At 62.6% G+C, this 22,931-nt stretch carries 23 protein-coding genes; 7 read left to right on the top strand and 16 right to left on the bottom strand.

Translation table 11 applies throughout. From position 1 onward, the window contains the following. Window positions 1-3: 3 nt before the first annotated feature. From PFU01S_RS07480 to lpxO, 5 genes are all read right to left on the bottom strand, one after another. Complete coding sequence (locus tag PFU01S_RS07480) at window positions 4-1,020, bottom strand: FecCD family ABC transporter permease (protein ID WP_028686965.1); 1,017 nt, start codon at window positions 1,018-1,020, stop codon at window positions 4-6. Next, on the bottom strand, window positions 1,017-2,027 hold the full coding sequence (locus tag PFU01S_RS07475; RefSeq protein ID WP_027914665.1) for an ABC transporter substrate-binding protein: 1,011 nt from the start codon (window positions 2,025-2,027) through the stop codon (window positions 1,017-1,019). Before PFU01S_RS07475 ends, PFU01S_RS07480 begins: the two co-directional genes overlap by 4 nt. 148 nt (window positions 2,028-2,175) lie before the next feature. Then, entirely contained in the window at window positions 2,176-3,342 is a 1,167-nt protein-coding gene (locus PFU01S_RS07470) for an acetyltransferase domain-containing protein (protein WP_042139336.1), read from the bottom strand. 143 nt (window positions 3,343-3,485) lie between these two features. After that, window positions 3,486-4,055 carry a GNAT family N-acetyltransferase gene (locus PFU01S_RS07465; RefSeq protein ID WP_027914667.1) on the bottom strand — a complete coding sequence of 190 codons (570 nt, stop codon included), beginning with the start codon at window positions 4,053-4,055 and terminating at the stop codon, window positions 3,486-3,488. 8 nt (window positions 4,056-4,063) lie between these two features. Further along, window positions 4,064-4,963, bottom strand: a complete 900-nt coding sequence (gene lpxO, locus PFU01S_RS07460) for a lipid A hydroxylase LpxO (RefSeq protein WP_027914668.1) — start codon at window positions 4,961-4,963, stop codon at window positions 4,064-4,066. Window positions 4,964-5,120: 157 nt separating this feature from the next. Here lpxO and thpR point away from each other — a divergent pair, with 157 nt between their 5' ends. Then, entirely contained in the window at window positions 5,121-5,702 is a 582-nt protein-coding gene (thpR, locus tag PFU01S_RS07455) for an RNA 2',3'-cyclic phosphodiesterase (protein WP_042139309.1), read from the top strand. On the opposite strand, the gene PFU01S_RS07450 is transcribed toward thpR, so the two are convergent. After that, the gene (locus tag PFU01S_RS07450; RefSeq protein WP_027914669.1) at window positions 5,691-6,596 is read right to left on the bottom strand and encodes an AraC family transcriptional regulator; all 906 of its coding nucleotides are present in this window, start codon (window positions 6,594-6,596) and stop codon (window positions 5,691-5,693) included. The genes thpR and PFU01S_RS07450 overlap by 12 nt on opposite strands. 178 nt (window positions 6,597-6,774) lie before the next feature. Here PFU01S_RS07450 and calA point away from each other — a divergent pair, with 178 nt between their 5' ends. Next, window positions 6,775-7,827 carry a vanillin reductase gene (calA, locus tag PFU01S_RS07445; RefSeq protein WP_027914670.1) on the top strand — a complete coding sequence of 351 codons (1,053 nt, stop codon included), beginning with the start codon at window positions 6,775-6,777 and terminating at the stop codon, window positions 7,825-7,827. A gap of 50 nt (window positions 7,828-7,877) precedes the next feature. On the opposite strand, the gene PFU01S_RS07440 is transcribed toward calA, so the two are convergent. Then, window positions 7,878-9,194, bottom strand: a complete 1,317-nt coding sequence (locus tag PFU01S_RS07440; RefSeq protein ID WP_028686966.1) for a hypothetical protein — start codon at window positions 9,192-9,194, stop codon at window positions 7,878-7,880. Window positions 9,195-9,392: 198 nt separating this feature from the next. On the opposite strand from PFU01S_RS07440, the gene PFU01S_RS07435 reads away from it, so the two are divergent. Further along, a complete protein-coding gene (locus PFU01S_RS07435; protein WP_028686967.1) occupies window positions 9,393-10,592 on the top strand; it encodes a sugar transporter in 1,200 nt (399 codons plus the stop codon). Window positions 10,593-10,619: 27 nt separating this feature from the next. Here the strand turns inward: PFU01S_RS07435 and PFU01S_RS07430 are convergent, their stop codons facing one another. From PFU01S_RS07430 to PFU01S_RS07420, 3 genes are read right to left on the bottom strand one after another with little or no spacing between them, the layout of a single operon-like run. Next, a complete protein-coding gene (locus tag PFU01S_RS07430) occupies window positions 10,620-11,204 on the bottom strand; it encodes a LysE family translocator (protein WP_028686968.1) in 585 nt (194 codons plus the stop codon). Window positions 11,205-11,253: 49 nt separating this feature from the next. After that, on the bottom strand, window positions 11,254-12,084 hold the full coding sequence (locus PFU01S_RS07425; RefSeq protein WP_028686969.1) for an AraC family transcriptional regulator: 831 nt from the start codon (window positions 12,082-12,084) through the stop codon (window positions 11,254-11,256). 45 nt (window positions 12,085-12,129) lie between these two features. Next, on the bottom strand, window positions 12,130-13,071 hold the full coding sequence (locus PFU01S_RS07420) for a LysR family transcriptional regulator (protein ID WP_028686970.1): 942 nt from the start codon (window positions 13,069-13,071) through the stop codon (window positions 12,130-12,132). Between the two features lie 102 nt (window positions 13,072-13,173). Between PFU01S_RS07420 and nfsB the strand changes: the two genes are divergently transcribed. Then, window positions 13,174-13,827, top strand: coding sequence for an oxygen-insensitive NAD(P)H nitroreductase (nfsB, locus tag PFU01S_RS07415; protein WP_028686971.1), 654 nt, complete (start codon window positions 13,174-13,176; stop codon window positions 13,825-13,827). Window positions 13,828-13,849: 22 nt separating this feature from the next. Here the strand turns inward: nfsB and PFU01S_RS07410 are convergent, their stop codons facing one another. Beyond that, a complete protein-coding gene (locus PFU01S_RS07410) occupies window positions 13,850-15,004 on the bottom strand; it encodes a cysteine desulfurase family protein (protein ID WP_027914677.1) in 1,155 nt (384 codons plus the stop codon). Window positions 15,005-15,174: 170 nt separating this feature from the next. Next, the gene (locus PFU01S_RS07405) at window positions 15,175-16,101 is read right to left on the bottom strand and encodes a LysR family transcriptional regulator (RefSeq protein WP_027914678.1); all 927 of its coding nucleotides are present in this window, start codon (window positions 16,099-16,101) and stop codon (window positions 15,175-15,177) included. 138 nt (window positions 16,102-16,239) lie between these two features. Here PFU01S_RS07405 and PFU01S_RS07400 point away from each other — a divergent pair, with 138 nt between their 5' ends. Beyond that, window positions 16,240-17,469 carry an acyl-CoA dehydrogenase gene (locus PFU01S_RS07400; protein WP_027914679.1) on the top strand — a complete coding sequence of 410 codons (1,230 nt, stop codon included), beginning with the start codon at window positions 16,240-16,242 and terminating at the stop codon, window positions 17,467-17,469. Between the two features lie 23 nt (window positions 17,470-17,492). Here PFU01S_RS07400 and PFU01S_RS07395 read toward each other — a convergent pair whose 3' ends face one another. Beyond that, window positions 17,493-18,290, bottom strand: a complete 798-nt coding sequence (locus tag PFU01S_RS07395) for an OBAP family protein (RefSeq protein ID WP_033695034.1) — start codon at window positions 18,288-18,290, stop codon at window positions 17,493-17,495. A gap of 177 nt (window positions 18,291-18,467) precedes the next feature. On the opposite strand from PFU01S_RS07395, the gene PFU01S_RS07390 reads away from it, so the two are divergent. Both PFU01S_RS07390 and PFU01S_RS21695 read left to right on the top strand, forming a co-directional pair. Further along, on the top strand, window positions 18,468-18,836 hold the full coding sequence (locus tag PFU01S_RS07390; protein ID WP_023536121.1) for a histone-like nucleoid-structuring protein, MvaT/MvaU family: 369 nt from the start codon (window positions 18,468-18,470) through the stop codon (window positions 18,834-18,836). Further along, a complete protein-coding gene (locus PFU01S_RS21695) occupies window positions 18,836-19,168 on the top strand; it encodes an amidohydrolase family protein (RefSeq protein WP_081783935.1) in 333 nt (110 codons plus the stop codon). The genes PFU01S_RS07390 and PFU01S_RS21695 overlap by 1 nt, the downstream gene beginning before the upstream one ends. Here the strand turns inward: PFU01S_RS21695 and PFU01S_RS07385 are convergent. The 3 genes from PFU01S_RS07385 to PFU01S_RS07375 all read right to left on the bottom strand — a co-directional run bounded on the left by PFU01S_RS07385 (window position 19,119) and on the right by PFU01S_RS07375 (window position 22,930). Then, entirely contained in the window at window positions 19,119-20,153 is a 1,035-nt protein-coding gene (locus PFU01S_RS07385) for a TerC family protein (protein ID WP_028686972.1), read from the bottom strand. The genes PFU01S_RS21695 and PFU01S_RS07385 overlap by 50 nt on opposite strands. Before the next feature lie 198 nt (window positions 20,154-20,351). Beyond that, on the bottom strand, window positions 20,352-21,659 hold the full coding sequence (locus PFU01S_RS07380; RefSeq protein WP_028686973.1) for a substrate-binding domain-containing protein: 1,308 nt from the start codon (window positions 21,657-21,659) through the stop codon (window positions 20,352-20,354). 122 nt (window positions 21,660-21,781) lie between these two features. Next, entirely contained in the window at window positions 21,782-22,930 is a 1,149-nt protein-coding gene (locus tag PFU01S_RS07375; protein ID WP_028686974.1) for an ABC transporter ATP-binding protein, read from the bottom strand. Between the last annotated feature and the right edge of the window lies 1 nt (window position 22,931).

Here is a 22,931-nt window from a genome sequence, read left to right as displayed (position 1 = left end):
CGGTCACGCGCGCCCCCTACGGGCCACCAGGATAACTGCGAACACTGGCGCACCGATCAGGGCCGTGACCACCCCCACGGGGATGACCTGCCCGGCGATCAGCGTCCTCGACAGGATGTCCGCGGTGATCAAGAACAGCGCCCCGCCCAGGGCACTGGCCGGCAGCAGGCGGTCATGACCGGGCCCGAGCAGCAGGCGTAGCGCATGGGGAATGACCAGGCCCACGAAACCGATCGCGCCGACGATCGAGACCATGACGGCGGTCACCAGGGCTGCACAGCTGATCAGCAGCAGTTGAGTGCGCCGTACCGCAACCCCCAAGGAGGCTGCCGAGTCGGCGCCGAAGGTGAAAGCGTCCAGCGCTCGGCGTTGCCACAGGCAAACCAGAAGGCCCAATAGGGCAACGGGTACGGCCAGCCAGACCGAAGGCCAGCGCACGCCGCTGAGATTACCCAGCAGCCAGAACAGAATGCCGCGGGCCTGTTCGGCCGTGGCCGACTTGGTAATAAGAAGCGCCGTCACGGCATTGAACAACTGTGAACCGGCAACCCCAGCCAGGATGATGTGAGCGCCAATGCCGCCCGGGCTCGCGGCGCGCGCCAGTAGCAGCACCAGTGCGAAGGCGGCCAGGGCACCGATGAAAGCCCCGGCTGACATGCTCAGCGTCATGCTGCCCAGGCCCAGCAGCCCGACCAGCACTGCACCTGTTGAGGCGCCTGCCGACAGGCCCAGCAGATAGGGCTCGGCCAGCGGATTGCGCAGCAACGCCTGGAGGATCACGCCGCAGGTGGCCAGCCCTGCGCCGCAGGCCGCCGCGACAAGGCTGCGGGTCAGCCGGTAGTTCCACACGACACCGGCGTCGATGGGGTCGACCGGGTAGCCCGCCTGCCAAGCATGGTTGGCCAGTACCTGGCCGACCAGGCCCAATGACAGCGGGTTTTCACCGATTGAAGTGCCCGCCAACAGCGCGCCCAGCAGGGCCGCCAGTGCGGCGCAGGTCAGCCCCAGACGCTTGATCACTGCGCTGCGACGCCGGTGGAGAAGGCCGTGGCCAGCGTCTGCACGCCGCGGAACAAACGAATGCCCGCCTGCATCGCCTCGGCATCGAGCACGATGATACGCCCATGCTTGACGGCGTCCATGTGCTGCGTCACAGGGTCATTGCGCAGAAAATCGAGTTTTTTCTGGTAGTCGTCGGCCGGAAAACGGCGGCGGTCCATGCGTGCAATGATCAGCCAGGTCGGGTTGGCCTTGGCCAATGTCTCCCAGCTCACGGTTGGCCACTCCTCGGTGGAGCTCACCACGTTGCGCACGCCAAGGGCACGCAACATGAAGTCCGCAACGCCCTGGCGGCCTGCCACGTACGGGTCGGTGGCCAGATCGGCGCTGGAGAACCAGAACAGCGCCGAGATAGTGGACAGGTCAACGCCTGCCAGCTGCGCCTGGGCATGGGCCAGGCGGCCCTTGAGCTCGTCGTTGAGGGCGGCGCCACGAGCCTGCACATCGAAGACGCTGGCCAATTCACTGACACTCTTGTAGATGCTTTCGACCTGGAAGGCTTGCAGCCGCGTGCCGTCGGCGCCCACCCGGTTGTCCTTGCCTTCGCAATCCGACGGCAGCACATAGGTGGCGATGCCCAGCTCATTGAATTGCTCGCGCGTACCCACCGCACCCTGGTCCCCCACCATCCACTCGAACTGGGCCGTCACCAGCTGCGGGCGCTTGCCCACTACCGCCTCGAAGCTGGGCTCGTTGTCGGCAAGCCGAGGGACCTTGGCGTCCTGCGCCTGGTAATCGGGCAATACGTCATTGAACCAAAGCGATGACGCGGCCAGCCGGGGGGCCAAGCCCAGCGCATACAGCATTTCGGTGCCTGCCTGGCCAATCGTCACCACGCGTTGGGGGGCTTGGGCGAACACCTGGGGTTTGCCGCAGTTGTCGACCGTCAGCGGATACGCGGTAGGTGCACCCTGAGCCAAGCCGGCAATGCCAAGGCCAGCGAGCAGGGTGGCGAAACGGGGCAGCATGCAGGACGATCTCCTGTTGGGCAGTTCCCGGTGGCTCGCGCAAGACGAACGCGGGATTCACTATTGATTTGAGCGGTGGAAACCGGGGGGCACGCATGGTAGACCATCGCGCCGCCGGGTGAAACGCTTTAAGGGGCTGATTTAGCGCCTAGAAATACTTCAGCCACGCCAAGTCACGCCTGCGCGCCTTCAACCGGGCGAACCAGCGCACAGGTGGGTAGAGCATCAGCGGTAGCAGGGCCGACGTCAGCCAGACTGCGGCAATGGTCTCGAAACCGAAGTAGGCGCCCTGGTTGGCGCCCCACACGCCCACTGCGCTCAGGTACAGCAGTTTGAGCACGTACAGGTGCAGGAGATAGAAAAACATCGGGGCTGCGCCAAACATCGCCAGCACTGCGATCCAGCGCGGGTGCCCGGCGCGCTCGAATGCGCGCAGCAACAGCAGCCCAACGCCCAAGGTCAACATCAGGAACAGCAGTGATGGAGGGTACTTGGTGATGTTGAAGAAACTCATCAGCGTCTGCGTCAGCGCAGGGTGAATGCTCCAGTGCGCTTCGCCATAGCCGTTGATCACGCGTAGCGCGACAAAGCCCAGGAGTGCGCCGCACCCAGCCTGTAGCAGGCGTCGTTGACGCAGTGCCGGCGTGCAGGCGCTGTGCAACCAAGGGCCCAGCCAGTAGCCAACGGCGATGACGCCGAGCCAGGGCAGTACCGGGTAGGATGTGCGCAGACGCAGTGTGGCGCTGATGTCGAGCCAGGTACGGTCATGCGCGATGGCCCACGGCACATGCCAAGGGGATGTGGCGTCGAAGTGTACGCCGTCAAGCAGGTTGTGCCCGGCGATGATGGCCAGCCCAACAGCGAGCAGGCCAGCCCGGGGCAGCCATATCAAAGCTGACAGCGCCATCATGCTGATACCGATGGCCCAGATCACTTGCAGGTAGATCACAGTCGGCGGCACCTGGAATGTCCAGGCAACGTTCACTAGGGTGAGCTCCAGCACTACCAGAAACAGCCCGCGCTTGAACAGGAATGACGAGACTTCCCTGCGACTCTGCCGCTTTTCGCCATAAAGCCAGGCAGACAAGCCGGTAAGCAGCACGAAGACGGGCGCGCACAGGTGGGCGAGGGTGCGACTGACGAACAACGCCGGGTCGGTGGTTTCCACTGCCATCGGGTCACTGACCTGATGCTGCATGAAAAACGTTTCGCGGACGTGGTCCAGCAGCATGATCAGCATGACGAAACCGCGAAGGGCGTCGATGCTCTGCAGGCGTTGATGGGAGAGGGGCGTTGGCAGGATTGCAGGGGGCATGGACATCACGTATCAAAACGAAGATCGCAACGTTATCTTATAACTCATGCGCTGAGCAAGGCTGTCCTTGGCATGCGCACCTCGCTCGTATCGCCCAGGGCCGTTGCACGCATCCGGCCCTAACGCCCCTGCGCCTGTACTGCCTACCGACCCTTGCGACGCGCTACGCGCGCTTCGATGTTCTTGCGCCCAATGAGCAGCGCAGGCTTTTCCGTGACTGGCTCATCAGCCAGCCATTTGTACATGACAAGGCAATCCACCAACCCCAGATGCGCATGCCGATAGGCCTTGGGCAAGCGGCCGACGGTTTCGAAGCCCAGCTTGTGCCACAAGGCGATCGCCACCTCGTTGCTGGCAACCACCGAATTGAATTGCAGCGCCAGAAAGCCTTCCTGCCGAGCCAGCTTCTGTGAGTGCTCGCACATCAGGCGCGCCACGCCTCGGCCACGTGCCTGCTCGGTCACCATGTAGCCGCAATTACCCACGTGGCTGCCTGGTCCGCCGGCATTGGCCTTGAGGTAGTAGGAGCCCAGGAGCTCGCCCTGGGCTTCGGCCACCAGTGTGTGCCGGGGCAGCTCGAGCCACAGATGCCGGGCCTGCTCAAAAGTCATGTCGGGGTCAAGGGCGTAGGTTTCCCGCGCCTGAACCACCGCCTGTAGCGTAGGCCAGAAGCGCTCGAAGTCGTCTGGCGTCATGGGGCGGATATTGATCATGTGCAGCCTCAGATGTAGATGAACACCAGCACCAACGCGGCGACCACTGCCCATTTCTCGAGGTAGTAACGCATGCGATTACGCTTCTTCAGCGCCTTGCCCCGTTCGCGGATGCGATAGATACGGGTGAACAGGCGATTGATGGCGCCGGTCTTGTCCCCCGCATCGTTGGGTGCAGCGGCAGCGGCCATGACGTTGCGGCTGAACCAGCGATTGAACGCCGTGGCCCAGCGGTACTTGAGGGGGCGCTCCACATCGCAGAACAGAATGATGCGATTGTGCTCGGTGGTGTTAGCCGCATAGTGGATGTAGGTTTCGTCGAACACCACGCCCTGGCCATCGCGCCACGAATATTTCTCGCCATCGACGTCGATGTAGCAGCCGTCGTCGTTGGGAGTGTCCAGGCCCAGGTGATAGCGGTAGGAGCCAGCATAGGGATCGCGGTGCCGAACCAGCTTGGCCCCAGGGGGCAGGGTGGCGAACATGGCGGCCTTGACGGTGCCGATGCCTTGCAGCAGTTGTGTGGTGCGTGGGCACAGGGTCATGGCCGACGGATGACTCTCGCCGTACCACTTGAGGTAAAACCGCTTCCAGCCGGTTTTGAAGAACGAGTTGAAGCCAACATCGTCGTAATTATCGGACTTCTTGATTTCACCCACCTGGAGTAAACGCTGGGCTTCCTCACGGATCTCCTGCCAGTGTTCCTGCAGCGGTTGTAGCTCGGGGAAGGCTTCAACCGGCAGGTAGGGCTTGGCTGGATGTTTCGAGAACAAGTAAAGGAAACTGTTGACCGGGGCCAGGAAACTGGAATGGTCACCCAGCTGGCGAGTCAGCTTGTGACGTACCCGACCGCGCAGGTGAACGTAGGCGATCGAGAAGACGAAGAGCAGAACGAGTGCAATTTTCATGGACGTTTACTTGTCGAAAAATGGCCATGCGCATGGCATAAGCCCGCCAGCATAAACAATCGTCGCAGCAGTTTGTACTGATTGTTACGAAACTGTCCGGCCGATTCGGTGTCGCGTTGCACAGTCCGCGACCCTGGTTTCACCTTCAGGAGATCTTATGGTTCAGGACACACGCTCCAGCGCCAGCCCCTTCAAGCGGCTGTTTTTCGCCCTGCCGGTCAGTGATGCCCAGCGCCGCGATGTCTCCCAGTGGCGGCGCAGCCTGGCGCTGCGCAGCGGCAAGCCGGTGCCAGCCGCCAACTTCCATGTCACCCTGGCCTTCTTGGGCAATGTCGACGCGGCTCAGGTGCCGTCTGTGTGCGCTGCCGTCGACCAATTGGTGCTGCCCGACAAGGCGCCGAGGCTGGTGCTCGATCGCTTGCAGGTGTGGCAGAAGGCCGGTGCCTTGGTGCTTGAGGCGCAGCATACGCCTGCGGCGCTTCTTCAACTGGTCTATGGGCTGCAACAGGCGCTGCTGCCCCTGGGGATCGCCGTGGCAGACCGCAGCTTTCGCCCGCACTTGACGCTGTCTCGCGAGTTTCACGGGCAGCCCCCTGAAGCCAGCTCGCCACCGGAGTTCTTTGTCAGCGCCCGGGAATGTGTACTTTACGAGTCCCGAAAGGGCGCTTACCAGGCACTGGCGCGCTGGGCACTAGGGGATGGGGGCGCATTCTTGAGCCCGCCGGGCTCACACCGGTAGGCTCTGATAGGGCAATTCTTCGCCGGGGCTGCGTTCGAACTGGCGTTTGTACTCGCGGCTGAACTGCGACGTGCTCTGGTAGCCCACCCGATGGGCGACCTGTGCCACGCCCATTCCTTCGCCGATCAGCATCTGCTGTGCCTTCAGCAGCCTCAGGCGCTTGAGGTACTGCATAGGCGCCATGTCCGTGCAGCGTTTGAAATGCTCGTGGAAGGTGGAGACGCTCATGTTCGCTCGCCCAGCCAGAGCCTCGACGCTCAGGGGCTCGCTGTAGTGCTCGCGCAGGTGGGCTAATGCAGCACCAATGCGAGCGAAATGGCCCTGCTGCTCGACCAACGCTCTCAGTACCCCGGCCTGTGGGCCACGCAAAGCGGCGTACAGCACTTCGCGTACCCGGGCCGGCCCCAGCACCTTGGCGTCCACAGGGTCTTGCAGGCACTCCAGCAATCGCTCGACCCGCTCGCGCATGGGCGCGTCCAGGGCGGCCGAGGTCATCGACTGGGGCGTCTGAGCCTGTACCGGGCCATCCGTGGCAAGGCCGGTGCTCTGCACCAGTTCGCTCAGCGTGGCGCGGTCGATCGCGACTGCCACGCCCAGCAAGGGCACATCGGGCGTGGCGAAGGTCTCGCACATGAAAGGGACCGACAGCGCCTGCACTAGGTAATGCCCGGCGCCGTACTCGAGCGTGCGGGGCCCCAGGCGGGCCAGCTTGCTGCCCTGGGCCAGGATCATCAGGCTCGGCTCGTAGATCTGCGGGCTGCTGGCCACGTAGTGGTCCCAGCTCAGCACTTGTACCTGGGGCAGGTGGGTGGACACGAACCCTGGGCGTAGTGCCAGGCGACGTATGAGCGTGCAAAGCGGGGCATTGGCGTCTACGTGACGGGTCAGTTGCATGGAGCACCGGGGCAGAGAATCGGACAGCATGGGGAGTCGAATTATGCCCGCCGCGCGTGGTCTTCACCAGCAGCTTCGGAGAATCAGGCAAGGCTTCCGGAGAATCTGCGGTGGGCAATGTCCCTCTCTAGGAACAAAATGCTTCACATGAACCGTTTCACTTAACCGCGAGGTCTCCATGTATACCGCTATCGGTTACGCCGCCCAAACCCCCACCAGCCCGCTGGCACCCATGACCTTCGAGCGCCGCAGCCCGCGCCCGGATGACGTGGCCATCGACATCCTGTATTGCGGGGTGTGCCACTCGGACATCCACCAGGCCCGCAACGAATGGGGCATTGCGGTCTATCCCTTGATGCCCGGCCACGAGATCGTCGGCCGCGTGACGGCAGTAGGCGCCCAGGTCACCGGCCACAAGGTCGGTGACCTGGTCGGTGTCGGCTGCATGGTGGATTCCTGCCGTCAGTGCGCGGCCTGCGCCAAGGACCTCGAGCAATACTGCCTCGAAGGCCCGACCATGACCTACGCCACGCCCGATCGCGTCGATGGCAGCAACACCATGGGTGGCTACTCCAGCAGCATCGTGGTCAGCGAGCATTTCGTGGTACGCATCCCCGAAGGCATGGACCTGCCTAGCGCCGCTCCTATCCTGTGCGCCGGTATCACCACCTATTCACCGCTCAAGCACCACGGTGTAGGCCCAGGCCACAAGGTGGGCATTCTTGGCATGGGTGGCCTGGGGCACATGGGCATCAAGCTAGCCAAGGCGCTGGGTGCCGAAGTCACGCTGTTCACCCGGTCCGAGGCCAAGGCCGCTGAGGCGCGTCGCCAGGGAGCAGACCATGTGATCGTGTCCACCGACGCCGAGCAGATGAAAGCCGCTGCCGGTCGCTTCGACTTCCTGCTCGACACCATCCCTGTCCAGCACGACCTCAATCCCTACCTGGAAACCCTGACGTTCGACGGCGTGCACATCCTCGTCGGGCTGATCGAACCGATCGAGCCTGCGCTGCATGCTGCCAACCTGGTCATGAAGCGCCGCGTGCTGGCCGGCTCGTTGATCGGCGGTATCGCAGAAACCCAGGAGGTGCTGGACTTCTGTGCCAAGCACGACATTCGCTGCGACATCGAGATGCTGGACATCCGCCACATCAACGAGGCGTATGAGCGCATGATCGCAGGCGACGTGAAGTACCGCTTTGTGATCGACATGGCGACCCTCAAGGCCTGATCAGCCATTGACCTGCACCGGGGCAACCGGTGCAGGTCCTGTTGCTGGCCCTACCAGGCCAGCGGCTTCTCCCCACCTTTCCAGAACAGCCAGCGCCGGACCTCACCATGCGGGCCTGTGCCGATCTGCCAATCGGGTCGGCCACTGTCGAGCGCGATCACCGAGATGAACCCCGCATGGCTTGCAGCGACGAGGGTTCTACCATCCTCGCTGATGTCCATCGCGCTGATGGTCGAACCCAGATAGTGCTGCCAGCGTTCGCTACCGTCTTCCCCGAACGCCCTTAGATAACCATAGGCATCACCGACGATGTACTCGTCCTGGCGCGCCACGCCTGCATAGACCCGGGCGCCTTCCTGCACCACCGGCGTGCGGGGGTCCTGGCTGTAGTAATCGGTGTCCAGGCCTTCCAGGTCGCTCACCCTGACGGCCAGCGACGCGCCGCTGTAGAAGTGACAGGCATTGAGCAGCAACTGGTCCCCGGCGCGGTTGAACAGGGCGTAGTGCGGGTATTCGCTGGCCGGCCCGATACTGGCAAAAGGCCGTAACCGATGGTCCAGCACCTGGTGTCGGTTGGCTTGCTCGCCCACGACGACCCGCTTGCCGTCAGGCGAAACAGCGCCGTGGGCCATGCTCAGGCCAAGGATGATGTCATCGGGGTCCGTGCCCTCTGCCAGCGCCTGCTCGACCTGCTCCTGGCGTGGCAGCAGCCGGCTCGCGCCCTGCTCGGATAGCACGAAAATGCCCTCGTCGCTAACCAGCAGCACCTGTTGCCCGTCGGGGAACGGTATCAAGGCAGTCGCAACGGGGGGCAGGTCGAAAGGCTCGAACGGATAGCCCTTGGGCAACCCCTCCAAACCGGTAGGCCAGGCCAGCCGCCGCACCTGTGGGCCGCCCCATCCATCGGTCACGCGCACACCCTCGGCATTGGCCAGGGCGAAGAAGCGCCGAGCCGGGCACCGGCCGAAATGTTCGACGCCGATGATGGGTGTCACGCTGTAACCATCGATACGCACCACTTGGCCTTTCTCGTGAGGCATGCCGATCCGTGCGAGCAGGCTGCCGTCGTCGAGCAGCAGTAACGTGGCGATACCCTGGCCGTGCGTATCGAGCAGGGGCAACAAGGGCGCATGGGCTGGCGGCCAGGCCTGGCGAAACGCCTGGCGCTGGTGCTCCTCGACAGCCGGCTGATTGACCGTGCGCAAGGCGGCGCGCCAGGCGTCCAGCAAGTGCTCGGTGGCAGGGTGCCGGGGTTCTTCGAGCTGGTCCCAGCCGTGCGCACGGCCTTGTGCGACATAGTCGTTGACGGCCTGGGCGTAGGTGATAACGGCCTGCTGCCATTGCTGCTGGGGATGCTGCTTGTCCATGAGTGGGTGGAACTCCTTGATGTGCGCCAGTATCCGAGATTGCGCATGGTACTCCTTCGGTACGGCGGTTGTGAGGCCCAAGCATGACGCGTACCATGCCTGCGTCCCCAATTTTAATAAGACACACGCTCATACCGCTCCTTGCCGGGGCTGGACGTGCGTGGTCTTGCCTTGCCTGTGGAGAACCGGTTTCACGCCATGAACGGACCCCTACCTGACCATTTGCCACCCACTGTAGGCGGCGGCAGCTGGCTGAGCGTCATCGCCCTGGCGTTGGCCGCCTTCATCTTCAACACCACCGAGTTCGTGCCGGTGGCGCTGCTCAGCGACATTGGCCGCAGCTTCGACATGACCACTGCGCAAGTGGGGCTGATGCTGACCATCTACGCCTGGGTCGTGGCACTGGCATCACTGCCGATGATGCTGATGACCCGCAACATCGAGCGGCGGCGCCTGCTGCTGTTCGTGTTTCTGGTGTTCATCGTCAGCCACCTGCTGTCGTGGCTGTCGCAGAGTTTTGCGATGCTGCTGCTCAGCCGCATCGGCATAGCCCTGGCGCACGCCGTGTTCTGGGCGATCACTGCCTCGCTGGCGGTGCGCGTCGCCCCGCCTGGGCAACAGGCCAAGGCGCTGGGCCTGTTGGCCACCGGCACGACGCTGGCGATGGTGCTCGGCATCCCCCTGGGGCGCGTGGTGGGCGAGGCGCTGGGATGGCGCGTCACCTTCCTGAGCATCGCCGGCGTGGCGCTGGCGACCATGCTGTGCCTGATGAAATCGCTGCCGTTGTTGCCGAGCCAAAACTCTGGGTCGTTGCGCAGCTTGCCGATACTGTTCAAGCGGCCTGCGCTGGTCATCACCTACCTGCTGGTGACGCTGGTGATCACCGCGCAGTTCACCGCCTACAGCTATATCGAGCCGTTCGCCTTGCATGTCGCGCAGATCAGCGGTGAACGCACCACGTTGGTCCTGCTGTTGTTTGGCGGCGCTGGCGTGGTCGGCTCGTTCCTGTTCAGCCGCTACAGCGACCGTTTCCCCCAGGGTTTTCTGGTGGGTTCGATCGGCATGCTGGCAGTTTGCTTGCTGCTGCTCTTGCCCTTGTCCGGCAGCTTCAATGCATTTGCTGTGCTGAGCATGTGCTGGGGTGTGGCGATCTTGAGCTTCAGCCTGTCGTTGCAGTCACGCACGTTGAAGCTGGCTTCCGACGCCACGGATGTGGCCATGGCGTTGTTCTCCGGCATCTACAACATTGGCATCGGCGGGGGGGCGTTGCTGGGCAGTATCGTCAGCAGCTACCTGGGCGTGGCCAATATCGGCCTGGTCGGCGGCAGCGTGGCAGTGGTCGGCTTGTTGCTGGCAGTCGGCAGTACCCGCCGCTTTCGCGACGCGCTGACGCATTGAGTGTGGCTTACAGGCCAGCAAGGCTGCTCAGCTCAGTACCGCAGCCCACGCTGAGAGCAAGAGCAGCCCGCCCAGGGCTCGGTTGAATAAGCGCATGCGGCGTGGCGTTTGCAGCCAGGCCGCACTGCCTGCGCCCAGCACCGCCCACAGCGTCATGCACGGCAGGGCGATCACCAGAAACAGCAGCGCCAGTTGCCACACCGCCAGGCCGGGCGCGGCAAACACGCCGATCACGGCCACGGCCATCAGCCACACTTTGGGGTTGATTACCTGCAACGTTGCCGCGTCCACTGCCGTAAACGCCCGCACCTGGGCTGCTGCGCCGGTGTCGCCGGCGCTGCGCAGCAGTTGCCAGGCCAGCCAGCTCAACCACAACACCCCGCCCCACATCATCAGATGCTGGGCTTGGGGGTGACGCATCAACCATTGGCCCAGCCCCATGCCAACCAGCAATACGGTGGCCGCAGCGGCCAGGCAGGCCGCCAGGATGGGTACCAGTGTGCTGCGCAGGCCGTGACGCGCACCTTGGGCAAGGATGAGCAGATTGGTCGGGCCCGGGCTGATGCTGGCAACCAGGGCAAATGCCATAAATGGCAGGAAAGAATGCGTCATGTGCAGGGGCTCCTTGAGATCAGCCACCATGCTCGCCGTTTGCATCGCGTCAGTCTGGAAGGATTGAGCAGCGTTTGCGGTAGTGTGCCGGCGTGAGTCGATAGGCCCGCCGAAACCAGCGGCCCAGGTGGCTTTGATCGGCAAAGCCCAAGGTGACGGCTACGTCTGCAGGGCTGGCCCCGCTGGCGAGCAAACGCCGGGCCCTGGCCAGACGCAGCTGGATCAGGTACGCATGCGGGGCAAGCCCGAATGCCGCCTTGAAGGCTCTCGTCAAGCGATAGCGGTCGATACCACAGGCTGTTGCCAGCTCCTGGAGGCCCACATCCCGTGCGAGGTTGTCATGCAGATAATCGCGGGCCCGTTGCGCCGTGAGCGGCAGGCGCGGGTCCGGGTCGACCCGCTTGCGCCAGTGCAGGTGGCGTGTGAGGCAGGCGAGCAGGGCGTCGGTGGCCGACTGCCTGACGATGAGTAGCTCGTTTGCATGCAGTGCATTGAAGGCAAAAGCGGTGGTTTGGGCGAGCTGCAGGTCCTGAGTCAGCGTGTCGGCGAAACTGGGCAAGGCATCACGGGGCGCGTGTTCGAACAGCAGGCGCAACTGCTGCTCCAGCCAGTCCGGCTCCAGGTAGAGCGTAGAGTAGGTAAAACCGTCTTCAGTGGGCGCAAGCCCATCGTGCAGGTCCCCAGGCTCAAGCATGAAGACCTGACCCGGCACGCTGCGGTGCCTGACCCGACGGCAATTGAATTGCTGGACCCCTTGCTCGGTCACACCGACCAGGTAGCTGTCGTGCCAATGGGGGTCGTAGGCATGACCGACGAAATGCGCGCGGATCGACTCGATGCCGGTCTCGGCGTCCTGCTTGAGGTCGATCCAGTTACTCATGGGAGCTCGCTGTGTGCACGCTGATGCGGGGGCTGTATCACGAGCCTAATGCCCCCGGTTCCAGGTGTCTGGAAGATTTGTGCAACTGCCGAGCCTGGCTGCCGGCTGCAGTGCGTCGAACCGCTGGCGCAGCCACTGGTGCAGTTGCGTGACGGCGGGCGTGAGCTGCTTGCGGTGCGGACATACCAGCGTGACCGGCGTCGGCTCGCCCGGCCATTGAGGCAGGACGATTTCCAGTCTGCCACAGGCCAGGTCGTCGCTGACATCCAGCCACGACTTGTAGACGATTCCCTCGCCAAGTACCGCCAGGCGGCGAATCACATCGGCATCATCACTGACCAGTGGCCCTTGCACGTGCACCGTGCGTTGGCCGAGTTGCCACTTGTCGTACACCCGTCCGTGCTGCATGTACAACAAGCAGGCATGAGTGTGCAGTGCTTCGGGTGTCTGGGGTCGGCCGTGGCGGGCCAGGTAATCGGGCGAGGCGACCAGCACGCGCTGGTTCCAGTCGGCCAGGGGGAGGGCAATGTAGTTGGCGTCCTGATTCAGGCCGTAACGCACGGCGACGTCCACCGGATCACGGCTCAGGTCGGCAATCTGGTCGGACAGCATGAAGCGCAGGTGCAGGGCCGGGTGTTCCCGGCGAAACGCGCTGAGCCATGGCAACAGCATGTTGCGGCCCAGGTCCGAGGGCGCTGAAACCTGCAAGGTGCCGCGCAGGGCGGTGGCATTGCCATGCAAATCGTCATGCCCGCGGCGTAGGCTTTCCAGCACGTTCACGGCGGTCGGCAGGTAGCGCTCGCCCTCAGCAGTCAGGCGCAGGCTGCGGGTGGTACGAACGAACAAGCGTACGTCCAGGTCACGCTCCAGCCGCTTGATGGCCGCTGCCACCTGGCCGGGTAACAGGTTCGCTTCTAGGGCAGCTGCGGTGAAGCTGCCCAGTGCGCTACTGCGTACGAACAGTTCGAGGTCGGCAAGGCGCAGCATTGTCACTCCGTGGGTGAAAGTGTTGCTCGATTGTGCCGGTTTTTATTTGTGGCAGGAAAGATACCATGGGCACTTCTTTCCTCTCGACGATCGGAATTGCCCATGGATACCGTCTCGCTGGCCAAGCGCCGCTACACCACCAAAGCCTATGATGCATCGCGTCAAATTCCCCAAGCCACGGTCGATGCCTTACTTGAGCAATTGCGCTACAGCCCATCGTCGGTGAATTCCCAGCCCTGGCATTTCGTCGTCGCCCAGAGCGACACTGCCAAAGCCCGCCTGACCACAAGTACCGACACCGACTACGCCTACAACTCGCCCAAATTGCGCGATGCCTCCCATGTCATCGTTTTCTGCGCGCGTACCGACATGACCCAGGTGCACCTGGAGGCAGTGCTCGCCCAGGAAGCACTCGACGGGCGTTTTCGGGATGAGCAGGCCAGGGCAGCTCAGGACAAGAGCCGACGCCACTACGCCGACCTGCACCGTTACGAGCGCAAGGACCTGCAGCATTGGATGGAAAAGCAAACCTATCTTGCCCTGGGTACCGCCTTGCTGGGCGCGGCTGCCTTGGGCCTGGACGCTACCCCCATCGAAGGTTTCGATAGCCAGCGCCTGGATGCCGAGCTGGGGTTGCGCGAACAAGGCTTCACCAGCGTAGTGCTGCTGAGCCTGGGCTATCGCAGTGAAACCGACTTCAATGCCGGGTTGAGCAAATCGCGGCTCCCGGCCTCCCAGGTATTCACCTTCCTGTAAAGGCATGCCCGGCTGGCGTGATTCACCACAGTGCAGCGCTGGCCGTCTTCAATGCCGAGGCCATTACCGCAATGGCCTTGTCTACCTCTGCCTCTGTGGTGAACCTGCCGATGCTCAGGCGAATGCTGTTACGGGCACGGCGCTCGTCCAGCCCCAGGGCCAGCAAGACGTGGGATGCCGCATTGTTCGCCGAATTGCAGGCCGAGGTGGTCGACAGCGCCAGTTGCGTGGCAAGCGCCGCGTTGTTGAACCCCGCCTGCTCGATACACAGGTTCAAGGTGTGCGGCACGCGCTGGGTTGCGCAGCCGTTGAGCGTAATGCCGGGCAGTGCCAATAGACCCTCGCGCAGGCGCGTGGCCAACTGTGCCAGGCGCTGGTACTCGCCGTCGCCCGGTTGACCCGCCAGGGCAAACGCGCTGCCCATGCCCGCGATCTGATGCGTCGCCAGGGTGCCGGAGCGCAAGCCTTGCTCGTGACCACCGCCATGCAGCTGCGCACGCATGCCGGCGCGGGCCCGGGGGCCGACGAACAGCGCACCGATGCCCTTGGGGCCATACACCTTGTGGGCTGAGAAGGACATCAGGTCAACGGGCAGGCCGGCCAGGTCGATGTCGAGCTTGCCAACCGCCTGGGCGGCATCCACGTGCAACAGGGCGCCGTGCGCCCGCACCCGCTCGCCGATGGCAGCGATGTCGGTCACCGTTCCCAGTTCATTGTTCACCGCCATCAGCGACACCAGGCGCGTGTCGGCGCGCAGCGCGTCCTGAACCATGGCGGGATGGATCAGGCCTGATCGGTCCGGTTGCAGTCGCGTCACTGTCCAGCCCTGGCGCTCCAGTTCGGCCGCTGTGTCCAGAACGGCCTTGTGCTCTAGCTGACTGGTAAGCAGATGCCCAGGCTGGCCCAGTCCCTGTGCGATCCCTTTGAGCGCCAGGTTGTTGGACTCGGTCGCCCCGGATGTCCATACCAGCGACGCCGGCGACGCCCCCACGCGTTCGGCCACCTGCTCACGGGCCAGTTCGACTGCATCACGCGCTGCCTTGCCGTAGACATGCCCGCTCGAGGCCGGGTTGCCGAAATGGGCATGCCGACCCAGGCACGCAAGCATGGTCTCGATCACTCGATCGTCGACCGGGGTGGTGGCAGCGTAATCGAAGTAGAGCGGGGCGTCAGTCATGAGCAGGTCCATTGGCAAGAGAACGAGGGTGCCTGAACAAGATTAACTGCGCTGTGAAGAGACTTTTGCTCTAAATCAGGGCTTTTTAAGACCATTTTGCAAAAGCTTTCTCCCGCTCAGGCATAACGGAAAAAATGTTCCCATCCTTCACGACCCTCAGACGGTTTACCTCACGCACCGCTCAGAGACCGTTCCTCTTCGCTGACTACTCGCTCGCACAACTCTGTGATCTGCTCGCGCATCCAGCGGTTCGCGGGGTCCTGATCAGTGCTTTCATGCCAGTACAGGTGCGTCTCCAACGCAGGCACCTCCACAGGCAGGGGCTTGTAGCACAGCTGATGACGGCGGGCGAAACGCTCTGGCACGGTCATCACCATGTCGGTTTGCTGCAAGACTTGCGAGGCCATCAGGTAATGCTGTGAGCGCAGGGCAACCTTGCGCTGTACGCCCATCTTGCCCAGCGCAAGGTCCACGTAACCCAGCCCGTTGCGGCGGCTGGAAATGTGGATGTGGGTCATGCCAAGGTACGCGTCCAGGCTCAATGCCTTGTCGGCCTGCGGGTGGCCTTGGCGCAGGGCGCAGACGTAGCGGTCCTGCATCAACTTGATGTGCCGCACTTGAGGGTCGGTGTTGAGAGGGGCATCGATGGCGAAGTCCAGTCGTCCCGCGGCGAGCTCCTTGGTCGTTTCTCGACGCTTGCACAGGAAACTCTCGATCAGCACCCCAGGTGCCAGGCGACGCAGACGCTGGAACAGCGGCGGCAGGATCACGGCCTCGGTCAGGTCGGTCATGCTGATGCGAAAGGTCTTGCTCGCTTGCAGGGGATTGAACGTTCGGCTTTCCTGCACTGAGGTGCGCAGCAACGCCAGGGCGCTGCGGACCGAGCCGATGATGTTTTGCGCCATGGGTGTCGGCACCATGCCCTGGGCGGTGCGCACGAACAGCGGATCGTTGAAGGTCTCCCGCAGCCTGGACAATGCATTGGACACGGCAGGCTGGGTGATGCCGACGATCTGCCCGGCACGGGTGAGGTTAGCTTCGGTGTAGATCGCATCGAAGACGATGAACAGGTTGAGATCGACCTTGCTGAGGTTCATGAGCGCCGCTCGTTCTTGGAATTATCGGCTGATCATATATCGGTTATGAATGTTAATACACGCCGAAAATAGACTAGGTGGATGACCCATGCCTGCCCTAGGCTTGCTTCATGTCATTCGACCCGAAGGAACCCGCCAATGGATTTCGCCTATTCGCCCAAGGTGCAAGCGCTGCGCGAGCGCGTGACTGCATTCATGGATACCTACGTCTATCCTGCCGAGTCCGTATTCGACCGCCAGGTGGCCGAAGGCGATCGTTGGCAGCCTACCGCCATCATGGAGTCGTTGAAGACCAAAGCGCGCGAGGAGGGCTTGTGGAACCTTTTTCTGCCTGAATCCGAATACGGTGCAGGGCTGACCAACCTGGAGTACGCCCCACTGGCAGAGATCATGGGCCGTTCATTGCTGGGCCCGGAGCCGTTCAACTGCTCGGCACCGGACACGGGAAACATGGAAGTGCTGGTGCGCTACGGCACGGCCGCGCAGAAGCAGCAGTGGCTGGAGCCTTTGCTGCGGGGCGAGATCCGCTCGGCATTCGCCATGACCGAGCCCGATGTGGCGTCCTCAGATGCCACCAATATGGCGGCCACAGCAGTGCGCGAAGGGGACCAATGGGTCATCAATGGCCGCAAGTGGTGGACCTCCGGCGCCTGTGACCCACGGTGCAAGGTGTTGATCTTCATGGGCCTGTCCAACCCGAACGGCCCGCGGCATCAACAACATTCGATGGTTCTGGTGCCGATGGATACCCCCGGTGTGAGGGTGCTCAGGCCTTTGCCGGTGTTTGGCTACGACGACGCCCCCCATGGCCATGCCGAGGTGGTGTTCGAAAATGTGCGGGTGCCATTGGAGAACGTGCTGCTTGGAGAAGGCAGGGGGTTCGAGATCGCCCAGGGCCGACTGGGGCCTGGGCGCATTCACCATTGCATGCGATCCATTGGCATGGCCGAACGGGCCCTTGAACTGATGTGCAAGCGCGCGGTTGGCCGGACTGCGTTCGGTCAGCCACTGGCGCGCCTGGGCGGCAATGTCGACAAGATTGCCGATTCGCGCATGGACATCGACATGGCACGACTGCTCACGCTCAAAGCGGCCTACATGATGGACACGGTGGGCAACAAGGTGGCCCGCAGCGAAATCGCCCAGATCAAGGTGGTAGCACCGAACGTGGCGCTGCGCGTGATCGATCGGGCGATCCAGTTGCACGGTGGCGCGGGGGTCAGCGCTGACTTTCCGTTGGCCTACATGTACGCCATGCAGCGCACGCTGCGCCTGGCCGACGGGCCCGATGAAGTACACCGGGCTGCGATCGGCAAGTACGAGATCGGCAAGCACCTGCCTGCGTCGGGTTCAGCGGCCCAACGCTGATTGCTGTGGTCACCCCGCCAGGCTCAGCGGGCCGAACGGCTGTTGGTATCGGCAGGCGTAGTGGTGGCAGGTTTGTGCAGATGCGCGCCCGTAGGGTCATCCAACTGAATGACGACGCCTTTCTGCCAACTGTCGGCGCCGGTGTCAGGCGTCGGAATGTCGATGTCAGCGCGCTGCTTGCGCGTCTGGGTGGTATCGATGCCCAGGCGACGATTGCGCTGCTCGACCATTGCAGGGTCTGCCTGACCGTCTGCCGTAAAGCCCATCATCAGTTGGGGCACGCCCATCGGCAGGGACTTGTCCTGGTCGGTATGCCAGGTATGCCACGTCTTGCCGTAGGTGGTGGCCAGGCGTTTCATCAAGGCATGCTCGGCAGGCGCAGGTATACCGGGCGCCACCAACTGGCCGGAGGACACTTCGTAACCGTGGCTGTGCCACAGGGCTTTTTCCTTGTCGGGTAAACGGGCGAACAACTTCTGATCGATGATGTACTCCACGCCCATGATCTTGGCCGTGGCCGTGCTGCCATCGTAGATCACGCACTGAATGACGTCTTCGTTGAGGATCGCACAGTAATGATGCGCTTCCATTTGAATATCCGGATGGCCGTTATAGAAGTGAAAGCCGTCCAGGTAGGCATTGAGTGCCTCAATGGGTGGTTTGGACTGTAACAGCGCCGCGCCTTTTTCAAGCCATTGCGTCCCGGGTTTTATTGGGGCGCCGGGTGTGTGTACGGGTGATGCGGTTTTGGCACCTGAGCAACCGGCGAGCAGGGCGCTGGCGATACACAAGCCAAGAAGGCTGGGGAACGGGTTGGGCATGATTCAGTCTCCGCTGGGTGTGCGCAACAGACCGCTTGCAGGGCACTAACATTTTCTTTGACGGACAGACGGTAATGCGGTCTAGTTAGTCAAGCGGGTTGAACCAAGCGTATGTTCGACTGCACTAACAAGTTACTGAAGTTTTATTGCCCGTCGTACTGAAAAGGAAACGTCCCCATGTCTCGTCTTGCAGAGTTTCGACAACTGGAACAGAAATTGGCTGCCCAACTTGCAGAGCTGGAAGCCATGAAAGGTAGCCCTGAGCTGCAGAAAGAAATCGAGTTTGAAACCAAACTGCGAAATCTGCTGGCCAAGTACGAATACAGTTTGCGCGACATCGTCAACCTGCTCGATCCGAAAAACGGTCAACGTCCCGCTGCGCCTGCTGCGTCCCAGAAAGCGCCGCGTCGTGCTCGGCAAGTCAAGCAGTACAAGAACCCTCACACCGGTGAAGTCATCGAGACCAAAGGTGGCAATCACACCAAGCTCAAGGCATGGAAGGCAGAACACGGCGCAGATGAAGTGGAAAACTGGCTGGCCAAGTAATGCCTGCCCAGCGTTACCCCACGACCCCGGACGGCCGCTATTTCGTTGTCCGGGGGCGGTTGTGGCGCTGTACCGACCCCTCCCTGTCCGAGGCTGAGCGTCAGCACTGGGTGCATGCCCTGATGGACGCCCGCAGAGCTGTAAAGGACGCAAAAGCCGACAACGATCCCGACCAGTTAACCCGCGCCCGTGCCCAGGTTCAGACGGCAAAGGTGGCGCTGGGTGAGCGGGGCCCTGTCTGGTGGGCCGACGGGAGCCCGGACTTCAACCGGCGCCTGGCGGTCAATACTCCTTATGCCCAGTGGTTCCAGTCGCTTGATCCGACTCAGTAATCGCAGCCTTGCCCTGACCACGGGTTTTTATCAGCGACACCAGCACACCGCCCAGCAGCAGTCCGAACGTGACACCCAACGACAAGAGGGCGGGCACCTTGCCAATCAAGCCGTGGTAGAAGATCTTGCAACCGATGAAGATCAGCACGAGCGCCAACGCATATTTCAGGTACACGAAACGGTGCATCAGTGCCGACAAGGCAAAGTAAAGCGAACGCAGGCCCAAGATGGCAAAGATATTGGATGTGTAGACGATGAAAGGGTCCTGAGTAATGGCGAATATTGCCGGAACACTGTCTACCGCAAAGACGAGGTCGGCCAGTTCAATCAAAACCAGCGCAAGGAACAGCGGCGTAGCGTGGCGCACAGCATGGCTGCCCCCGCTGGGCGTGATGTGCACGAAAAACTTCGAGCCGTGGATCTGATCGGTCACGCGCATGTGCCGCCGCACAAACTTCAGAATCGGATTGTTGGCCAGGTCCGGTTGGCTGTCTTCCTTGGACAGCGCCATCTTCACGCCGGTAAAAAGCAGGAAAGCGCCGAAGATATAAAGTACCCAGGCAAAGTTCTGCACCAGGGCCGCACCTACGCCGATCATGATGGCGCGCAACACCACCACACCGAGAATGCCCCAGAACAACACGCGGTGTTGGTACCGCCTGGGAACGGCGAAGTAGCTGAAGATCATCGCCATGACGAAGACATTGTCCATCGACAACGACTGCTCGACAAGAAACCCCGTGTAGAACTCCAGCGCCGGCTGCGCGCCCAGGTAGTACCAAACCCCAACGCCGAACAGCACGCCAACGCCAAAATAGCCCGAATACAGCAGCAGGCTTTCGCGCATTTCGATTTCACGGTCATGGCGATGCAGCACGCCCAGGTCGAGCACCAGCAAGCCGACGACGATGGCGACGAAGATCAGCCATAGCCAAGCGCTGGTGCCAAGAAAAGGTGTGGTGAGAAAGGTGTGCAGAGCTGTCATGAGCCCCTCCTGGTCGGTCGACGTTGCGTGGCAACAGTGATCCGACATGGCGGCTGGCAACCGTCAGAGGGGCCCGGTATCACTTAAGCTTGAGCGTAGATCCATTTGTGGGGCACGCCGAATGGGCAGCTGTTACATTTTTTTGCGAAGGGCTTTCGATGCGCTGACGGCTCAGGTCTTGGTGCAGTACTGCAAGCCTCAATAGACCCAGACCTCGACGCGACGGTTGCGCAATCGGCCTTGCTCCAGCTCGTTACCGGCCACCGGCATCTGGTCACCTAACCCCGCCACCTCCAGCACCTCGATACCCCCGCGCGCCAGCGCCTGGCGTACCGCCTCGCCGCGCAGGCGCGAGAGCAGGGCCGCGCGTCCCGGTGTGTCCTTGGGGTCGCCGAAGCCGACCAGCACAGCCTTGCGCTGCTGCTTGCTGGCCTGGTTCAGGTAATCGATGATCCGCTGCACATCCTGGATGGCCTTGCTGTCCAGGGCGGCACTGCCCGGTTGAAAGCGCAAATTCACGCTCAGCCGCTGGGCGTGCTCTACGAGGTCGCGATACCGGGCGGGCATGTCCGGAACAGGCACCACCCGCTGGGCCACGACCTGTTGTGACACAAAGCCTTGTTCGGCCACGATGGCCTGCCCAGCAGGGCTCTGGATGAAGTCGATCAATGCGGTGGCTTGAGGGCTTGAGGGAGTGGGCAGATACAGGAACAGGCGACGTGACAGGGGGTAGTTCTCGCTGGCCACCAAGGCGCGTTCGGGCAGCTGCGCCGCAGCGGTGCCTTCGGCCACTGCCAGCACCTTCGTCCCGTGTGTGGTCGAAAGGCCGGAGAATCCGATTGCCTGGCGATCACCCGCTACCTGGGCGGCCAGACGATCGCCGGCTTCGAAACGCGTGGCTGTCCGCGCCAGGTTGACCTGCCCAGGCGCCAGTACCCGTGCTTTGAACGTTTCGAACGTCCCGGAGCGTTCGTCCCTGGCGTACAGATGGATGTCGCCACCGGCCACTCCCAGTTGCTCCCAGCGCTGTATCTGCCCGCTGAAAACCTGCGCAATTTGATCCAGGGACAACTCATGCAACGGGTTGGCAGGATTGACGAGGATGGCGACACCGTCCAATCCGATCACATGTTCGGCGGCAGGGGCCTGCAGGTCACCAAATGCCTGCAATTGCCGCGCTTCGCTGTCATTGATCGGACGTGAGGCGGCGACCAGGTCGGCCTCGTTACGAGCCAAGGCAGAAAAGCCCGTGTTCGTACCATGTGCCGCGATGTCGACCCGAACGGCTACGCCGTCGGCGCGGGTCGCCGTGATCACTGACTCATTGTCAGACTGACCGCGGTGAACCTGCACCTGGGTGGCGAGCTCAGCACGCAGTTGCGCCAGTACCAATGCCGGTAACAGGGCGCTGCCAAGCGTGTTGGAGCCCTGGATGCGCAGAGGCACGGACTCGGCCCAGGCCATCACCGGTAGCATGGTCAACAGGAGGGCGAACAGGCGGGCCATGCCGATTGGACCTTTACGGTGGGAATGGCCTGAGCGTAAGACAGTGACGTGATAGTGTGATGACAAGGCGGCCGTGCGCAGGCATTAGCGCACGGCCTGATACGTGGCGTCAGCTCCTCGGCTCAGTGAGCGCCGGCCGATTTGCTCAGGTCACTTTCTGCCCATTGGGTATAGATACACGCATCGGCCACGGCCCAGCGTACCTTGACGGTGTCGCCTGGCTGCATCGGCATGCCTGCCGCCGAAAGCGCCTTGACCGTCAACGATGTACCGCCTGCTGTGACCACATGACAGGTTTGGCTTTCACCCAGGAACAACACCTCGCCGACCGTGGCGCTGACTTCATTCCAGCCCGCAGGCAGAGGTTGCTCGGCAGCTTGCTGAGCAGTCAGGGTCAGGGCCTTCTCGGGTCGCACCATGATTAGGGCATCCTGGTCCTGGCTCAGGCCTGGGGTCAGGCGGATGGCCACGCTCTGGCCTTCGAAGCTACCGGCGCCGTTGCCATTGGCCTTGATCCGCAGGAAGTTGGAGTTGCCCAGGAACGAGGCGACAAACGCGTTGGGCGGGTTCTGATACAAGTCGTAGCCACTGCCAAGGCCCACGATTTTGCCATGGCTGAAGATCGCGATGCGCTGGGACAGGCGCATGGCCTCTTCCTGGTCATGGGTGACGTAGACGATGGTAATGCCAAGACGCCGGTGCAGTTGGCGTAATTCGTCCTGCAGGTCTTCACGCAGCTTCTTGTCCAGGGCACCCAGCGGCTCGTCCATCAGCAGGATGCGCGGCTCGTAGACCAGCGCCCTGGCGATGGCCACGCGTTGCTGTTGCCCGCCAGACATCTGCGAGGGCTTGCGGTGCGCGAAGGGCTCCAGTTGCACCAGCTTGAGCATGGCATCGACACGCTTGCGTGTTTCAGCCGCACCCAGCTTGCGAATGGCCAGGGGGAAGCCGATGTTGTCGCGCACGTTCAGGTGCGGAAACAGAGAATAGCGCTGGAACACCATGCCGATGTCGCGCTTGTGCGGCGGCACGTTGACCAGCGATTGGCCCTCCACGAGTATCTGGCCGCTGCTGGGCGTCTCGAAGCCAGCCAGCATCGAAAGGGTGGTGGACTTGCCGGAGCCGCTGGAACCCAGGAAGGTCAGAAATTCGCCTTCCTGAATGTCCAGGTCCAGGTTGTCCACGGCGGTGAAGTCGCCGTAATGCTTGTTCAGGCCGCGCAGGCTGACCAGGGCCTTGCCACGCGCGTTGTCTTGGATCACTGCACTCATG

Origin of the sequence: Pseudomonas fulva NBRC 16637 = DSM 17717, from assembly GCF_000730565.1 — a bacterium.
Taxonomy (GTDB): Bacteria; Pseudomonadota; Gammaproteobacteria; order Pseudomonadales; family Pseudomonadaceae; genus Aquipseudomonas; species Aquipseudomonas fulva.
Note: the sequence above shows the minus strand (reverse complement) of the source record. Positions and strands in the feature narration are given on the sequence as shown.

What these genes read in the sequence shown, in the direction of transcription:
- PFU01S_RS07475 (WP_027914665.1), bottom strand. Translation starts at nt 2,027, where the DNA reads ATGCTGCCCCGTTTCGCCACCCTGCTCGCTGGCCTTGGCATTGCCGGC.
- PFU01S_RS07470 (WP_042139336.1), bottom strand. Translation starts at nt 3,342, where the DNA reads ATGCCCCCTGCAATCCTGCCAACGCCCCTCTCCCATCAACGCCTGCAG.
- PFU01S_RS07465 (WP_027914667.1), bottom strand. Translation starts at nt 4,055, where the DNA reads ATGATCAATATCCGCCCCATGACGCCAGACGACTTCGAGCGCTTCTGG.
- lpxO (WP_027914668.1), bottom strand. Translation starts at nt 4,963, where the DNA reads ATGAAAATTGCACTCGTTCTGCTCTTCGTCTTCTCGATCGCCTACGTT.
- thpR (WP_042139309.1), top strand. Translation starts at nt 5,121, where the DNA reads ATGGTTCAGGACACACGCTCCAGCGCCAGCCCCTTCAAGCGGCTGTTT.
- PFU01S_RS07450 (WP_027914669.1), bottom strand. Translation starts at nt 6,596, where the DNA reads ATGCAACTGACCCGTCACGTAGACGCCAATGCCCCGCTTTGCACGCTC.
- calA (WP_027914670.1), top strand. Translation starts at nt 6,775, where the DNA reads ATGTATACCGCTATCGGTTACGCCGCCCAAACCCCCACCAGCCCGCTG.
- PFU01S_RS07440 (WP_028686966.1), bottom strand. Translation starts at nt 9,194, where the DNA reads ATGGACAAGCAGCATCCCCAGCAGCAATGGCAGCAGGCCGTTATCACC.
- PFU01S_RS07435 (WP_028686967.1), top strand. Translation starts at nt 9,393, where the DNA reads ATGAACGGACCCCTACCTGACCATTTGCCACCCACTGTAGGCGGCGGC.
- PFU01S_RS07430 (WP_028686968.1), bottom strand. Translation starts at nt 11,204, where the DNA reads ATGACGCATTCTTTCCTGCCATTTATGGCATTTGCCCTGGTTGCCAGC.
- PFU01S_RS07425 (WP_028686969.1), bottom strand. Translation starts at nt 12,084, where the DNA reads ATGAGTAACTGGATCGACCTCAAGCAGGACGCCGAGACCGGCATCGAG.
- PFU01S_RS07420 (WP_028686970.1), bottom strand. Translation starts at nt 13,071, where the DNA reads ATGCTGCGCCTTGCCGACCTCGAACTGTTCGTACGCAGTAGCGCACTG.
- nfsB (WP_028686971.1), top strand. Translation starts at nt 13,174, where the DNA reads ATGGATACCGTCTCGCTGGCCAAGCGCCGCTACACCACCAAAGCCTAT.
- PFU01S_RS07410 (WP_027914677.1), bottom strand. Translation starts at nt 15,004, where the DNA reads ATGACTGACGCCCCGCTCTACTTCGATTACGCTGCCACCACCCCGGTC.
- PFU01S_RS07405 (WP_027914678.1), bottom strand. Translation starts at nt 16,101, where the DNA reads ATGAACCTCAGCAAGGTCGATCTCAACCTGTTCATCGTCTTCGATGCG.
- PFU01S_RS07400 (WP_027914679.1), top strand. Translation starts at nt 16,240, where the DNA reads ATGGATTTCGCCTATTCGCCCAAGGTGCAAGCGCTGCGCGAGCGCGTG.
- PFU01S_RS07395 (WP_033695034.1), bottom strand. Translation starts at nt 18,290, where the DNA reads ATGCCCAACCCGTTCCCCAGCCTTCTTGGCTTGTGTATCGCCAGCGCC.
- PFU01S_RS07390 (WP_023536121.1), top strand. Translation starts at nt 18,468, where the DNA reads ATGTCTCGTCTTGCAGAGTTTCGACAACTGGAACAGAAATTGGCTGCC.
- PFU01S_RS21695 (WP_081783935.1), top strand. Translation starts at nt 18,836, where the DNA reads ATGCCTGCCCAGCGTTACCCCACGACCCCGGACGGCCGCTATTTCGTT.
- PFU01S_RS07385 (WP_028686972.1), bottom strand. Translation starts at nt 20,153, where the DNA reads ATGACAGCTCTGCACACCTTTCTCACCACACCTTTTCTTGGCACCAGC.
- PFU01S_RS07380 (WP_028686973.1), bottom strand. Translation starts at nt 21,659, where the DNA reads ATGGCCCGCCTGTTCGCCCTCCTGTTGACCATGCTACCGGTGATGGCC.
- PFU01S_RS07375 (WP_028686974.1), bottom strand. Translation starts at nt 22,930, where the DNA reads ATGAGTGCAGTGATCCAAGACAACGCGCGTGGCAAGGCCCTGGTCAGC.